Origin of the sequence: Listeria ivanovii subsp. londoniensis (genome assembly GCF_000763495.1) — a bacterium.
In the GTDB taxonomy this organism is placed as follows: domain Bacteria; phylum Bacillota; class Bacilli; order Lactobacillales; family Listeriaceae; genus Listeria; species Listeria londoniensis.
Genome location: NZ_CP009576.1, coordinates 990,792 through 1,006,199, shown reverse-complemented (window position 1 = coordinate 1,006,199; position 15,408 = coordinate 990,792). Strand labels below are relative to the sequence as shown.

Annotated in this window: 10 protein-coding genes; 6 read left to right on the top strand and 4 right to left on the bottom strand. The window is 36.5% G+C overall.

Annotated features, from left to right (window positions below; translation table 11 throughout):
• Nucleotides 1–88 precede the first annotated feature (88 nt).
• From JL53_RS04845 to JL53_RS04835, 3 genes are all read left to right on the top strand, one after another.
• Nucleotides 89–967, top strand: coding sequence for a LysR family transcriptional regulator (locus JL53_RS04845; protein ID WP_038406947.1), 879 nt, complete (start codon nt 89–91; stop codon nt 965–967).
• Nucleotides 968–1,022: 55 nt separating this feature from the next.
• On the top strand, nt 1,023–1,496 hold the full coding sequence (locus JL53_RS04840; RefSeq protein WP_038406946.1) for a MarR family transcriptional regulator: 474 nt from the start codon (nt 1,023–1,025) through the stop codon (nt 1,494–1,496).
• A 128-nt stretch (nt 1,497–1,624) separates the two neighbouring features.
• A complete protein-coding gene (locus JL53_RS04835) occupies nt 1,625–2,851 on the top strand; it encodes an MFS transporter (RefSeq protein WP_038406945.1) in 1,227 nt (408 codons plus the stop codon).
• 153 nt (nt 2,852–3,004) lie between these two features.
• Here JL53_RS04835 and hpt read toward each other — a convergent pair whose 3' ends face one another.
• Both hpt and JL53_RS04825 read right to left on the bottom strand, forming a co-directional pair.
• Nucleotides 3,005–4,378 carry a hexose phosphate transporter Hpt gene (gene hpt / locus JL53_RS04830; protein WP_038406944.1) on the bottom strand — a complete coding sequence of 458 codons (1,374 nt, stop codon included), beginning with the start codon at nt 4,376–4,378 and terminating at the stop codon, nt 3,005–3,007.
• Between the two features lie 438 nt (nt 4,379–4,816).
• A complete protein-coding gene (locus JL53_RS04825) occupies nt 4,817–6,538 on the bottom strand; it encodes an ABC transporter ATP-binding protein (protein ID WP_038406943.1) in 1,722 nt (573 codons plus the stop codon).
• Nucleotides 6,539–6,626: 88 nt separating this feature from the next.
• On the opposite strand from JL53_RS04825, the gene psiE reads away from it, so the two are divergent.
• Complete coding sequence (psiE, locus tag JL53_RS04820; RefSeq protein WP_003719020.1) at nt 6,627–7,037, top strand: phosphate-starvation-inducible protein PsiE; 411 nt, start codon at nt 6,627–6,629, stop codon at nt 7,035–7,037.
• Between the two features lie 259 nt (nt 7,038–7,296).
• Here psiE and JL53_RS04815 read toward each other — a convergent pair whose 3' ends face one another.
• On the bottom strand, nt 7,297–8,268 hold the full coding sequence (locus JL53_RS04815) for an internalin N-terminal domain-containing protein (protein WP_003719019.1): 972 nt from the start codon (nt 8,266–8,268) through the stop codon (nt 7,297–7,299).
• 176 nt (nt 8,269–8,444) lie between these two features.
• Between JL53_RS04815 and JL53_RS04810 the strand changes: the two genes are divergently transcribed.
• Together JL53_RS04810 and JL53_RS04805 are read left to right on the top strand one after the other, a co-directional pair.
• Nucleotides 8,445–9,356 (top strand): AEC family transporter, encoded by a 912-nt coding sequence (locus tag JL53_RS04810; RefSeq protein WP_038406942.1) that lies wholly within the window; start codon nt 8,445–8,447, stop codon nt 9,354–9,356.
• Between the two features lie 111 nt (nt 9,357–9,467).
• Entirely contained in the window at nt 9,468–11,429 is a 1,962-nt protein-coding gene (locus tag JL53_RS04805; RefSeq protein ID WP_038406941.1) for a fructose-bisphosphatase class III, read from the top strand.
• A gap of 251 nt (nt 11,430–11,680) precedes the next feature.
• Here JL53_RS04805 and nifJ read toward each other — a convergent pair whose 3' ends face one another.
• A complete protein-coding gene (nifJ, locus tag JL53_RS04800; protein WP_003719016.1) occupies nt 11,681–15,331 on the bottom strand; it encodes a pyruvate:ferredoxin (flavodoxin) oxidoreductase in 3,651 nt (1,216 codons plus the stop codon).
• Nucleotides 15,332–15,408: the final 77 nt, after the last annotated feature.

The following is a 15,408-nucleotide window of genomic DNA, read 5'->3' as shown; positions in this document are numbered from 1 at the left end:
CCTTTTATTATATAATGAGCATTAATAACAAACAAATCATTCATTCGATTGTTTCGATGCATTTTACACATAGAAAGAAGGATGAAAAGTGGATTTTAATCAATTACATTACTTTATTGTTACTGCTGAAACCGGTCACTTGACACAAGCTAGTGAGAAACTCGCACTATCACAATCTGCGCTTAGTCGCTCAATTGCTAATTTAGAGGCAGAACTTGGCTTACCTTTATTTGACCGAAAAAATCGAAGTATCCAGTTAAATAAAGTCGGCAAAGTCTTTTTAGCTGATGCAAAAGAATTGCAACTTAAGTGGCTGGCTGCACAAGAAAAAATCCACACCTTAGCAAATCCAGACTTTGGTGAAGTTTCAGTGTCCTTTGTTCCTACACTTGGATTGTCGTTTATGCCAGAGCTATTAAAAAAATTTCAATCAAACTATCCAACAAATATTTTACGACTGAAAGAAGTCCCAGCCAAACAAGTATTGAAGGATATCTTAACCAACAGGAGTGATATTGGAATTAGTACTATAAGAGATAGACAAGAAGGACTTGAATATATCCCACTTTTCACAGAAAAATTTGTTCTGATTGTATCAAATAAAAATAAATTAGCTCAGAAGAAAAACTTAACTTTACAGGATATCACTGATGAGGAATTTATTCATTTCGCAGAGCATACTTATTCTCGAGAAGTCATAGAAAATGCGCTTAAGCAAGCTAATATCGCTTTAAAAGTCCGCTATGACGGCTTAGAAATTGGTAGTATTCTCGAACTAGTAGAAGCAAATATGGGTGTTTCCATTGTTCCTAAAACGGCTATACTAGATTTTGAACGATTGCAAATTTTTACAGTCCCCACTTCTGGAATGGAGCGAACCATTTACCTTACTCATGCAGCTAATGGATACATTTCCAGCGCCGCAAAACGATTTATCCACTTTGCGCAAGAACATACGAATAGTTGAAAAGGACACAAAAAATAGCTATACTACTAGATACATCTAATTAGGAGGTCATGACATGGATAAGGACGAAGAAGTCATGGTAGAAATACGAGAATTATTTAATAAACTTGCTTGGATTAATAAAGTGAAAATGGAAAAATCTCTTAAAGGATATAAACCATCCGAGGTGCACTGCATTGAATATATCGCTAAAAATGAAGATCCTAATGTAACCAAGCTCGCCGAAGCCTTCTACATGACCAAAAGTGCTATTAGTAAATTAACCAAAAAATTAATGGAAAAAGGATTTATTGAAAGTTATCAAAAACCAGACAATAAAAAAGAAATCTATTTTCGTTTAACATCTAAGGGATCTGCCATCAATCAAGTCCATGATGAATTACATCAATCCTTTCGTAATCGAGACAAAGTTGTTTTTGAACACGTTACCGATGAACAATATGCTGCGGTTCTGCAGTTTGTAGACAAATATAGTAAACACTTAGACAACGAGATTAAAAAAATGGGTTTAAATATCAAAGCAGAATAAAATACGAACAGCCAAACCTTCAAAGTTTGGCTGTTTTTTTATTTTTAGTTGACAAGGAAACAAAAAGGCATTAAACTGTTGTTATGTTTCCTAGGACACAAAATAACATACATCGATTGGAGAATCACATGTTTTCATCTAAATCACACGATACAAACAACTTAGTCAACAAAAAGACTTTATTATTTGGACTTATATCCGTCTTTCTTTGCGGGATGGGCTTTAGTATTATCATGCCAGTTGTCCCATTTTTAGTTGCTCCTTATGTAAATAATGCAAGTGATCAGGCACTGATGGTCACGCTTTTGACCTCAGTTTATGCTTTTTGTGTTTTTTTCGCCGCACCTGGTCTCGGCGCTTTAAGCGATCGTTTTGGTCGCCGTCCCGTTTTACTTATTTGCCTATTTGGTTCAGCGATTGGCTACTTCACTTTCGGCCTTGGTGGTGCGCTTTGGGTACTATTTGCTGGTCGTATTATTGAAGGTATTACTGGTGGAAGTGTTAGTACCCTGTTTGCTTTCTTTGCTGATATTACCCCACAAGAACAGCGCACAAAATACTTTGGTTGGGTTAGCGCTGTGGCTGGGACGGGTGCCGCTATTGGTCCTGCACTTGGCGGTCTGCTCGCACACTTCGGCTATGCTACTCCCCTTTTTTTCGGAGCAGTCATCACCTTAATCAATTTTGCATTCGGCTATTTCTACATGCCAGAAAGTCTTGCAAAACAAAATCGTTTGCAAAGCATCCCTTTGGTAAGACTTAATCCATTTTCACAACTATTCCATATTCTTTCCATTCAAAATTTAGGTCGCTTACTCGTATCCGCTTTCTTAATTTGGATTCCAAATGGCTCACTTCAGGCCATTATTTCTCAATTTACGATAGATAGTTTTAGTTGGAAACCAGCACTAATTGGTCTGATGTTCTCGATTATGGGAATTCAAGATATTCTCTCGCAAGCCTTTATTATGCCTAAACTACTACTTAAATTACGTGATAAACAGATTGCCATTTTGGGGATGTTCGCAGAGATTGTTGGTTATAGTCTAATTGCGGCTTCTGCGATATTTAGTCACGCTTCCTTGTTGATAATTGGCATGTTTATTTTCGGCTTTGGCGATTCTATTTTTGGGCCTGCATTCAACGGTATGGTTTCCAAATCAGCCGATGCCAGTGAACAAGGTCGTATCCAAGGTGGTAGCCAAGCCATTCAATCACTTGCCCGAATTATCGGTCCACTAATTGGTGGTCAAATTTATATAACATTTGGTCATGCTGCCCCTGCTTTTATGGGAGTCATCTTGATAACCGTAGCTATTTTTATCCTTTATAAAAAAGCTTCTGTAGTGAAATAACAAAGCATTTCTTACTCATATTTTTTCCATACAAAAAAGCATCTCTATAAATTCATTTCCCATGAATTCAAGTAAGAGATGCTTTTTTAGCCAAAAATTTATATGGACCTGTAAGTAAATCAAGCCTAATTTTTTGTTAGCTAAACAACGATTTTAACTTATTTTACGAATAGTCCTCTCTTGTTTTAATGCGACAGGAATCATCATTAATCCTGCAATAATCAAAGCTGTAAACATAATCGTGAATGTAGCTCCCCACCCGTGCAAAGTATAACCAAATATATTCATACCTGATTTAGTTGGGTCTGCTATATAACCAAGGAATACTTTTGCAAAAGAATCTCCAAATAGATAAGCAAATGTTCCTGTTAAACCATTTGTTACAGCTAAAGCGCTCTTAGGGACAAATTCTATCACAGAAACTCCAATTAAAAGTTGAGGACCGAATACTAAGAAACCTAGAATAAATAATACCGTAAACATACCATAAACACTTGTTACTTGCGAGTAAGCAATTAGCATAAAGAATTCAATAGCTACCGCAATGATAGAGCAGAGCATTCGGCGACCTTTCATTATATCTGAAAGCCAGCCCCACGATAAAGAACCTAATAATGCACCTATTTCAAAAAAAGAAATGGTAAGAATTGCGTCTTTCGTATCCCATCCTAAAGCTTGAATACAATAAACTGGAGCCCAATTATCAATTCCTATTCTAACAATATAAATGAATATATTGATTATACATAAAGTCCAAACCCACGGATTATTAATAACAAATTGGCGAAAAATCTGAAATTTAGTTAAATCTTTCGTTGTTGATTCTTCATGCTCTTCTGGTTCTTCAAATATTTCGGGGGCAGAATTCCAACCTAGTTCTTCTGGTTCATCATAACCTATATAAAAGCAAATGATAGCAATAATAAGCGCAATAATAGCTGGAACAATAAACATTCCTCCTACTCCACCATTAAAAAAAGTGGTAGCGCCCCAAAAGGCAATAATTCCAGCCAAAGCCCCACCTATATTGTGCGAGGCATTCCAAAAACCTAGCCATTTCCCCCTTTTCAGTTTCGGTGTCCAACGTGTAATTGTTGAATAAGAGGCTGGTCCCCCTGGTGATTGTACAAATCCATTTGCTCCCCAAAGAATAAATAAGATCCCTGTTGTGGCCTGTTTTGTAATTAATAAAATCCCAATAATAATCGAAATAATAGCGGAAACACCTAGTAGAAAACTCATTATTTTTTTCGCATTTCTACCGTCAATACCATAACCTAATATGGTTTTTCCAATTCCATATGCAACGGAAAAAGCTAAACCAATCATCCCTAATTCCGTCGTGCTGAAATTATTCTGTTCAATTAATAATGTCTGCGCAGCTTTAAAGTTATTTCTTAGAAGGTATACTGTTAAATAGCAAACAAATACAGCCATAAATGCAACAATAAAGTTCCTGAACCACTGCTGCCTTTGTATTTCTAATGGGATATGATAGTTCTTTCTTTTTAAACTGAATAATGACATTACTATTTTCCTTTCATGTTTAATCTTCATTCCAAGCTAAGTTTAGAATGTTGTGATAGGCATTGCCCTCTATATGATGAGTGCCTCCACTCGAGCGTTTATTAGTAATTCCCAAATAATTAATCTTTCTAAATCATGGCCAATGATTTTTGTAAAAGTACCCTGAAAGTAATCTTCCTTTGCAAACGGTTTCATTGAAAGTTCACGCGATACTTCCTTCTACCACTTGCTACTAAAAAAGTTTTAATAACTGATTTTCTCTTTCATGCTGTTAAACACTATGTTTAAAATATAAACTAAATTAATTCTGCTCGTCATTAACACTTGTTAAACTCTAAGTGAAAACACAAAGAAAAACAGAAATTATCTTTACTATTTTCTAGATAATTCCTGTTTTCCAATAATATGAAAGCTCCTAGATAGGAAGCCAATTTTTTATTAAATCGTATTAAATTGAGCATCGTATAATCTCTTATATGCACCTGTCTCCCTAGCTAAAAGTTCGTCATGGATGCCGGTTTCTGCAATTCCAGTTTCATTAACAACAATAATTCGATCCGCATGCTTAATTGTCGCTAAACGATGCGCAATGATCATGGTTGTTCTTCCCTCTGCTAGCTCTTCTAAAGATGCTTGAATAACTTGTTCTGTCTCCGTATCTAAAGCAGAAGTTGCCTCATCTAAAATTAAAATAGGTGGATTTTTCAAAAACATTCTCGCAATTGCTAGGCGTTGTTTTTGTCCACCAGATAGTTTTACTCCGCGTTCTCCAATAATCGTATCGAGTCCATCCGGCAATTCATCTACGACCTTAGAAAGATGTGCGAGTTTGATGACATGATTAATTTCTTCATCGGTTGCATCTAGTTTTCCATATGCGATGTTTTCACGAATGGTTCCTGAAAACAAGAAAACATCTTGTTGAACCACACCGATTTGCGCACGTAATGATGGCAAAGTGACATCTTTAATATCATCTCCATCGATGGTAATCCCCCCATCCGACACATCGTAAAAACGCGGTAATAAATTGCAAATAGTTGTTTTCCCTGCTCCACTTGGTCCAACAAAAGCAACTGTTTCTCCCGCTTTAATAGAGAGGTTAATATGTTTTAATACATTTTTCCCATCGCTATATTGAAAGGATACTCGGTTATACTCAATGTCTCCCCGAAAGTCTTTTGCAGGTACGGCATCTTTTTTATCTTGAATTGTAGGCTCTGTGTCCATTACTTCAAGAAAACGTTTAAAACCAGCAAATCCTTTTGGATAACTTTCGATGACGTTATTAATTTTCTCAATTGGTCGGATAAAAACATTGGTTAATAAAATGAAACCAACAAATTCTCCATATGAAATTTCACCATTAATTGTAAAATAAGCACCAAACAAAAGCGCGAATAAACTAATCAGTCGCATCAGAAAATAGTTAAACGAAAAACTAAGACCCATCACTTTATAAAACATTAATTTTGACTTGCGATAAGCTTGATTAAGTAATGCAAAACGTCGATTTTCATGTGGTTCATTAGCAAAAGCTTGCACTACTCGTACGCCGCTAATCGCATTTTCTACTCCAGCATTGAAATTTCCTAAATCTTTAAAAATTTTCGTCGTTACTTTTGTCATTCGCTTGTTGAAGTAGACAATTAGTATCGTTAAAATGGGCACTAAAATAAAGGTCGATATCGCTAATTTCACATTTATATTCAACATTAAGAAAAAAGCACCGAATAATGACATAATAGAAATGAAAATATCTTCTGGACCGTGATGCGCCACTTCTCCAATTTCAAATAAATCTGTCGTCATCCGTGACATTAATTTCCCTGTTTTTTGATTATCGTAAAAGCCAAAAGGTTGTTTTTGTAAATGGCTGAATAAGTCACGGCGCATATCTGTTTCAATATTAAGTCCAAGCATATGTCCAAAATAAGTAACAACATACTGCATAAAAGTATTCAATATGTAAAAGAATAATAATGCTACAGCGGCCGTCATAATAAGCCCAAAATCTTTCCCTGGAAGCAGTGTATCAATCACATGATTTACTGCAACAGGAAATGCAAGCTCTAAAAGGGCCGCAATAACAGCGCATCCAAAATCTATGATAAATAGTGTCCGATATGGTTTATAATAACTAAAAAATCTTTTTAGAATAAATAGCCCCTCCCTTTAAAATAGTCACGCTTCTCATTATAGTGTAAAATAACTAAAAAAGCGATATCGTTTTGAAAGGAGGAAACAAATGAAACGGTTAGAAAAAATTTCTTCCATTGTCCCAATTTTACTTCGAGTGACTTTAAACTTAGCACTAATTATGGTCGGGTTTACCCTCACTGCTTTTTTAATTAGAGAGGCATTTACGATATTTAATAATATTTTCTTTTTGGACACGGATGTTTCTTATTATTATATGACACAAGATATTTTAACGTTCTTCCTTTATTTTGAGTTCATTGCATTGATTGTTAAATATTTTGAATCGCATTTCCATTTCCCATTAAGATATTTCATTTATATTGGGATTACGGCGATTATTCGCTTTATTATTGTCGATCATTCGAGTGCGACTTCTACACTCATTTTATCTGGAGCAATCTTACTTCTCGTTGCCGCACTATTTCTAGCTAATACGAAGATGTTGAAACGAGAATAAAAAACAGGAGCATTCGGTAATTTTTATAATTACTAAGTGCTCCTGTTTTTTATTTTTCGATGTTTTTTTGTGGCATTGGAACACTAGCTTTTTTGTTTTAGAGTTCCTTCTCTAATCTATAGCGGTATCGCTTGATTTCTTTGGGAAGAAACTGTCCCTTTTTCAACTGCAGTACTTATCCGTTACTTATGCCTCCGCTTTTGATGAATCGAACTGGATTTCTATACAAACCAAGGTCTAATTCTTTACGAACTCATTTCTATTCTACGGTTACAGTAATTGAATACTTACCCGAGAAATGACTACCATAATAATCTTGTACATATAGTTCGATATTATGAATCCCAGTTGTTAAAGCTTCTGTGGGGATAGGGACGTAATAATCGGTTGGTGCTAATACGTTTATTCCCTGACTGGTTCCATCTATTAGAAATTCCCCCATGAGGCTAATTTCAGCTTGTTCAGTGAACTGATTCACGATTGGAAGGTATATGGAATAGGCCTCTCCTTGTTGAATAGTAATCGGTTCAAACGTGTAGATTTCATTTAAAGCGGTGATTGGAAAATCCATTTTCTCATTAAAATAGAAACTATCCGGAATTTCTGTTATATGATTTCCAGACAAATTAGCCATATTGTCATTTTCACCAATATGTTGTAAGTTACTCCATGCATCAAGCGGAACATTCGTAATATTACAATCAAATAAATTTATATTTTGCAATGCATCCATACCAATAAACATCGGAAAAGCATCGCTAAAATCATTTTGACTTAAATCTACATTGGTTAAACTTGGGTAATTAGCATCCGGAAAAGATGTAACATAGTCATCAACCAAAATCATTTGTTCAATGTTCGGAAAAGCTGTAAAAACTGGTAATGCTCCAATTCTTCCATCATCAATCGTTAATCCTTTCATATTTGGAAAAACCTCGTTATTGAAAACACTCAATTGTTCTCCTGTCAAATGAACGCCTTCCATTGTTAAATGTGTAATCCCATCTAAATCATCTTGTGTAATCACATCATCCACACTATCTTTCCCAGTGGCCAGTGCAACCCAGTTAGCAATATCTTCATCTGGAAAGGCATCAATAATTGGTGCAGGTAATGGATACGTTTCTGTTACTTCACTGGCACTAACATCTAGCTTAAATCCACATAAACAAACCGCGACAACAACCAACAACCATATTTTCATCCAATTTTTCTTCGCTGTTAACTCCATTAGCAATTCCTCCTTTGTTTTTTCTTATTAAAAAATAACATGTTTCACAGAGAAAAATGACTTTGCATCACATTTGAACAAATAAATGACACTAACTAAAAATACTAATTAAATTCTTATACTTTTTTCGAATGTGGTACAATAAATCTACAATCCATATAGAAAAGAGTGATGCTATGCAATTTTTACTTATTTTACTTCCAGTTTTCGGGATTTTTGCAATTGGATTTATTGGCCAAAAGACATTAAAATTTGATATTCCAAACTTGTCTAAATTAACGCTTTACTTAATGTCCCCGTTTCTAGCATTTAATACTTTTTATACCAATCCACTTTCGATGGATTATCTTTATTTAGCGTTTTACATTTTTGCCCTATGTTTAATTTTAATTTTACTGGTCAGTTTGATTAGTTTTTTACTCGGTTATAATTTGCAAGATCGTTGTGCACTAATCCTAGCTAGTGCATTTATGAATAACGGTAATTACGGGACACCCGTTGTACTCCTTGTTTTTGGTGCAGTTGGGCTTGATATTGCTGTCGTTTTAATGGTTTTGCAGCAACTCGCAATGAGCACGATTGGTATATATTTTGCTGCAAAAGGTAGTAAAGAATCCGATGGTATGAAAACAGTTATGAAAAAAGTTGTTCGGATGCCGATTGCTTACGGGGCGTTGCTCGGGTTAGCACTTCAATTGCTACATATTTCACTACCATCTGCTTTAATGACTTGCGTAAAACTCGTTGGAGATGCAGCGATTCCAACAATTATGATTGTTCTTGGTATGCAGCTGGCGGTCATTTCCTTTAGAAGAATCGAGCTTGGGAAAGTAGGTATTGCCCTAGTTTTAAAATTGCTGGTTGCTCCACTAATTGCACTTGGATTAACATTTATTCTTCCGGTTGATGAGATGACCAAGCAAATTATGATTCTGCTTGCGGCAATGCCAACAGCAGCAAACACTACCCTAATGGCAGTTCAGTTTGATACGAAACCTGACTTAGTTTCTAGTGCTACTTTTATTAGTACGGTATTAAGTATTATCACACTACCTATTGTTTTATATTTCCTTCATCCAGTATTCTAAGACGGGCCTATGCTCGTCTTTTTGTATAGACCAATATTGGAACAGAACATTTGTATTACTTGTATTTAAGAAATATAATAGCTATACCAATTATAAAAGGGGTAGTGGCTCATGGAAGAAATTGACATGAAATATTTACGTTTACTTGCAAAACAATATCCTACTATTGCAAAAACTGCTACAGAAATCATTAATCTAGAGGCAATTATGAATTTGCCAAAAGGAACGGAGCATTTTTTAAGTGATGTGCACGGGGAATACAGTGCTTTTGAACAAGTTTTACGTAATGGCTCAGGGGTGGTAAAGCGGAAGATTCGTGATATTTTTGGCACCGAATTAGATGATGCAGAAATAAACTCGCTTAGCACGCTTGTTTACTATCCAGAAGAAAAAATGGATTTGATTGCGGAAGAATTAGAAGATATGGATGGTTGGTATCGCACGACGCTTCTTCGATTAATTGAATTTTGTCAATATGTTGCTTCTAAATACACCCGTTCCAAAGTACGAAAAGCAATGCCAGCAGATTTTGCTTACATATTAGAAGAGTTACTACAAGAAAACTACAATGACGATGATAAACGAATGTATTATGAAGAAATTATTCAACATATTATTTCGCTTGACCGTGCGGAGGAATTTATTAGTGCCTTGTCTCGCCTAATTCAGCAACTCGTCGTTGATCATTTGCACATTGTTGGAGATGTTTATGATCGTGGACCGTACCCGGATAAAATTATGGACACGCTAATGAATTACCATTCGCTTGATTTCCAGTGGGGTAATCACGATATTTTGTGGATGGGAGCGGCAAGTGGTTCCAAGGTTTGTGCAGCAAATGTGATTCGAATTTCCGCTCGTTATTTAAACTTAGATATTTTAGAAGATAGTTATGGTATTTCCCTTCGTCCACTCGCTCTTTTTGCTGATGCTATTTATCAAGATGATCCATGTACTTATTTCCAACCTAAGAATGAAGAGAATCTCGAGTATAGTAATGCCGAAATCACACAAATTGCACGGATGCATAAAGCTATGGCGATTATCCAATTTAAATTAGAAGGAGAAATTATTGTACGACATGACGAATTCCATATGAAACACCGTCTCCTTCTCGATTTTATTGATTATCAAAAAGGGACAATTCGTTTAAAAGGACAAGATTATGATTTACTTGATACACATTTTCCAACAATTGATCCGGAAAATCCGTACCAATTGACTCCTGCCGAACAAGCGCTTATTGAAAAAATTACTGCTTCTTTTAAAAATTGTCATCGCTTGCAAAAACATGTTCAATTTTTATATGCGAAAGGTAGCATGTTTTTAACTTATAATGGGAATTTGCTTTATCATGGTTGTATTCCCCTTCACGAGGATGGAACTTTTATGGCCATGGAGTTACGGAAGAAAAGTTATGCTGGTCGCCAACTTTTGGAACAATTTGAGATTCTTACACGAGAAGCTTATGTACGCCCCGCAGGTACAGTTGAAAAGAAATATGCCAGCGATATTGTTTGGTATTTGTGGACTGGCGCCATCTCCTCTTTATTTGGAAAAAGCGAAATGACTACTTTCGAGCGATATTTTATTGCGGATAAAGCAACTCATACGGAAGAAAAAAATCCGTATTATAAGTTGCGTAATGAGGAAGCAATTTGTCAACAAATTTTAGAGGAGTTTGGACTTGATGCAAATTGTGGTCATATCATTAATGGGCATACTCCAGTAAAAGAAGGCAAGGGAGAAAGTCCAATTAAGGCGGATGGAAAAATGCTTGTTATTGATGGCGGCTTTGCAAAAGCGTACCATAAAAAGACTAAATTAGCGGGATATACGTTACTATTTAATAGTTATGGGCTACAACTAGTTAGCCACCAGCCTTTTACAACGAAAGAGGATGCTGTTAAAAATGAAACTGATATTCTTTCTACGAGGCAAGTAATTGAGATGGAAATTAATCGGAAGCGGGTTAAAGACACAGATATTGGTCAACAGCTCCATACACAAGCAGAAGATTTAAAAAAACTTTTAAACGCGTATCAAAATGGTTTACTTCACGAAAATCATTGATACAACAATAAAAAATTGTCATAAAACTTTCACAAGTCTATACTTACTACTACCGCAACAGATAAACTATATTTATCTATTTATGTACTATTTTTACTAGTGCAAGTTTGCTCAAAAGACGTTATATTAAAATAGTAGCTATTTCTTTATATTTTGCTCACTAAAGAATATCTATTCATTCCCACATGGTTTATGATTCCCACAAATCATAAACGAAAAAAGGATCCAGAAAAAATTTCTGGATCCTTTTTTTATTTTTCTTGTTCGCGCGCCAGTCTTCTAGCTTCTCTAGCTGCTTTTCTTGCAGCACGTTCGTCATCAACTGGCACTGTATTGACAGTTTCAGCGACTACTTTTTTCTTTAAGATTTTTTCTAAGTCTAGACCAGCCATTGTTGCATATCGTTTAAAGCGTTTTTCTGCATCTGTCCGTGTTTTTTCCGATAGCTTACGAGCTACTTCTGGATTTGCTTTATATAAGGCTGAATAACGCGTTTCTCTTTTTAAGAAATCTTCAAATTGGTCAAAATCCACTTTTTTGAAGTCCATCGTCATTGGATTTTTTCCTTTTTCTTCTAGCGCTGGATTATAACGATATAAGCTCCAATAGCCGCATTCTACAGCTTTTTGAGTTTCTGTTAGCATCGTCTTCATACCACTAGATATCCCATGATTAATACATGGTGTGTAAGCAATAATTAAGGACGGGCCAGGGTATGCTTCTGCTTCCTCCATCGCTTTTAAAGTTTGACGTTTACTTGCTCCCATCGCAATTTGAGCTACATAAATATTACCATAACTCATTGCCATAATACCGAGATCTTTTTTACCAACAGATTTCCCGCCAGAAGCGAATTTGGCAATAGCTGCAGTTGGAGTTGCTTTAGATGACTGACCACCTGTATTGGAGTAAACTTCATTATCCATGACGAATATATTAACATCTTCTCCCGATGCTAGAACATGATCAATTCCACCAAAACCAATATCATAAGCCCATCCATCTCCACCAAGCATCCACTGCGAACGCTTGATAAATAACTCGCGATCATTATAAATCGATTCTAATAACGCGTTTCCATTCATTTCACTCAGAAGTGCAAGTTGTAACTGTTCTGCTCGTTCGCGAGTGTCTTCACTTACGTCCATTTTAGTTTGCCATTCGACAAGTGCCTCGCGCAAATTGTCTGAAAGTGTTTCTTTGGCAAGCACTTTTGACACCTTGTTACTTAGTGCCTTTCGCATCGTTTGATTGGCCAAATACATGCCGTAACCGTATTCTGCATTATCTTCTAATAGTGAGTTTCCCCATGCCGGTCCTTGACCTTGATCATTGACTGTGTATGGTGTTGCAGGTGCCGATGCTCCCCAAATAGATGAACAGCCAGTCGCATTGGCAATCATCATTCGATCGCCAAACATTTGCGTTAATAATTTAACATAAGGTGTTTCTCCACAACCTGCACAAGCGCCCGAAAACTCAAGTAATGGTTGCTCGAACTGACTTCCTGGAACGGTATTTTTTTTACTAGGATTTTTCTTTGGTTTTACATTAATCGCAAAGGACCAGTTAGGATTTTCTTTCGCTGCTACTTCTTCAAATGGTCTCATCACTAAAGCTTTTTCTTTCGCTGGACAAGTTTCTGCACATAAATTACAGCCTGTGCAGTCCATTGGCGATACTTGAATTCGGTAACGAAGACCATCTTTCCCACGCATTTCACGAGTCATAAAGCCTTCTGGAGCCTCTTCCATTTCTTCTTCATCTGTTAAAATTGGCCGAATAGCTGCATGTGGACAAACGAAGGCACATTCATTACACATCGTACAATTTTCCGAAATCCATTCTGGAATTTCTAGTGCAATACCACGTTTTTCATATGCTGCTGTACCTGCTGGATAAGCGCCACTCACCATCCCGTTCGAGATTAAATCCCCGACAGATAAGGTATCTCCTTCCAAACGATTCACTGGTTCAAGAATATTTTTCACGTAGGATGGACGGTCAACAGAAGTTTTCTCAAGCGCCGTAGTTTCTGGATTGGCCCAGCTTGCTGGTACTTCTACTTTGCGTAAATTAGCAACCGTTTGATCCATCGCTGCGATATTTTTTTCGGCAACTTTCATATCTTTCTTCCCGTAAGTCAAAATAGCAGCTTCTTTTAAGTCAGCAAGTGCTTTCTCGAACGGTAAAATATTGGTAACACGGAAAAAGGCGGTTTGCATCACAGTATTAATTCTTCGGCCAAGTCCCGCATTACCAGCGATTTTCATTGCATTTAAGGTATAAAATTGAATATCATTTTTCGCAATATATTCACGCATACTAGCTGGTAAATGACGTTCTAACTGTTCGCCTTCCCAAATCGTATTGAGTAAAAATGTTCCACCTGGTTTTAAACCTTTGAGCAAATCGTACGAACGTAAATAGGCGGAAGTCGAACAAGAAACAAAGTCTGCTTGTTTGATTAAATAGGCAGACCGAATCCGGCTCTCTCCAAAACGCAAATGGGAAACCGTTAACCCACCTGATTTTTTCGAATCATAGGAAAAGTAGCCTTGTGCATATAAGTCCGTATTATTCCCAATAATTTTAATCGCTGCTTTATTAGCACCGACTGTTCCATCTGAACCAAATCCCCAGAATTTACATTGGAACGTTTTTTCAGAAGTTAAATCACTAGGTCCTTTGCTCTTTATTGAAAGATTTGTGATATCATCCGTAATCCCAATTGTAAAGCGCGGTTTTGGTTTTTCTTCCCTTAGGTGCGAATAAACACCAAGAATCTGGTCTGGTGTAACATCTTTTGAACCTAAGCCGTACCTTCCTCCAATAACACTTGGCCTAACGTCACTATCATAAAGGACACTTTGCACATCTAGTAAAAGTGGTTCGCCGCCTGCCCCTGGTTCTTTCGTCCGGTCAAGTACAGCCACACGCTCCACTGTTTTCGGTAATTTTGCTAAAAAGTTTTCTGCTGGGAACGGACGATATAAACGGATATTTAGTAAGCCAACTTTTTCGCCTTGCTTTATTAAATAATCAATGACTTGCTCTATCACTGGAGTAACGGAACCCATTGCAACAATAACAGCTGTTGCATCTTCCGCACCATAATAATTTACAAGATCGTAATTTGTTCCACGTAGTTGATTAATTTCTTGCATATAATCCTGCACAATACCTGGAATTTCTTCATAGTAGCGGTTAACCGTTTCCCTTTGTTGGAAAAAAATATCTGGATTCTGGTTAGAACCAATTGTTTTGGGATTATTTGGTGTCATCGCTCGATCTCTAAATTGTTGCAAGGCAGCTTTATCAAGTAAATTTTCTAATTCACTATATTCAAGCACCTCAATTTTTTGTAATTCATGACTTGTTCTAAACCCATCAAAGAAATTTAAAAATGGTAAGCTTCCTTTTAAAGCGGCAAGGTGAGCAACTGCAGATAAATCCATTACTTCTTGGACAGATCCTTCTGCTAACATCGCAAAGCCAGTTTGTCTTGTTGCCATTACATCACTATGATCGCCAAAAATATTAAGGGATGCTGCCGAAATGGTTCTTGCAGATACATGGAAAACGGTTGGTAAAAGTTCTCCGGCAATTTTATACATGTTTGGAATCATCAGTAGTAAACCTTGGGAAGCGGTGTATGTACTAGTCAGCGCCCCTGCTTGAAGTGAGCCATGAACTGTTCCAGCTGCCCCTGCTTCTGATTGCATTTCTACTACTTTCACTGGTTCATTAAATAAATTCTTTTTGTCTTTTGATGCCCATTCGTCTACAAGTTCTGCCATTGTGGAGGAAGGGGTAATTGGATAAATTGCTGCAACTTCTGTAAATGCGTATGAAATATAAGCTGCAGCAGTGTTTCCATCCATTGTTTTTCTGTTTCGCATAAGACTAAACACTTCCAGTCATTCTAGTTTTATAATCATTCTTATTTTACACCACAATTTGGTTATACTCAATGCTT

Excerpts from the sequence above, each read along its gene's own strand:
- JL53_RS04840 (WP_038406946.1), top strand. The coding sequence starts at position 1,023 with ATGGATAAGGACGAAGAAGTCATGGTAGAAATACGAGAATTATTTAAT.
- JL53_RS04805 (WP_038406941.1), top strand. The coding sequence starts at position 9,468 with ATGGAAGAAATTGACATGAAATATTTACGTTTACTTGCAAAACAATAT.
- JL53_RS04810 (WP_038406942.1), top strand. The coding sequence starts at position 8,445 with ATGCAATTTTTACTTATTTTACTTCCAGTTTTCGGGATTTTTGCAATT.
- JL53_RS04815 (WP_003719019.1), bottom strand. The coding sequence starts at position 8,268 with ATGGAGTTAACAGCGAAGAAAAATTGGATGAAAATATGGTTGTTGGTT.
- JL53_RS04835 (WP_038406945.1), top strand. The coding sequence starts at position 1,625 with ATGTTTTCATCTAAATCACACGATACAAACAACTTAGTCAACAAAAAG.
- psiE (WP_003719020.1), top strand. The coding sequence starts at position 6,627 with ATGAAACGGTTAGAAAAAATTTCTTCCATTGTCCCAATTTTACTTCGA.
- nifJ (WP_003719016.1), bottom strand. The coding sequence starts at position 15,331 with ATGCGAAACAGAAAAACAATGGATGGAAACACTGCTGCAGCTTATATT.
- hpt (WP_038406944.1), bottom strand. The coding sequence starts at position 4,378 with ATGTCATTATTCAGTTTAAAAAGAAAGAACTATCATATCCCATTAGAA.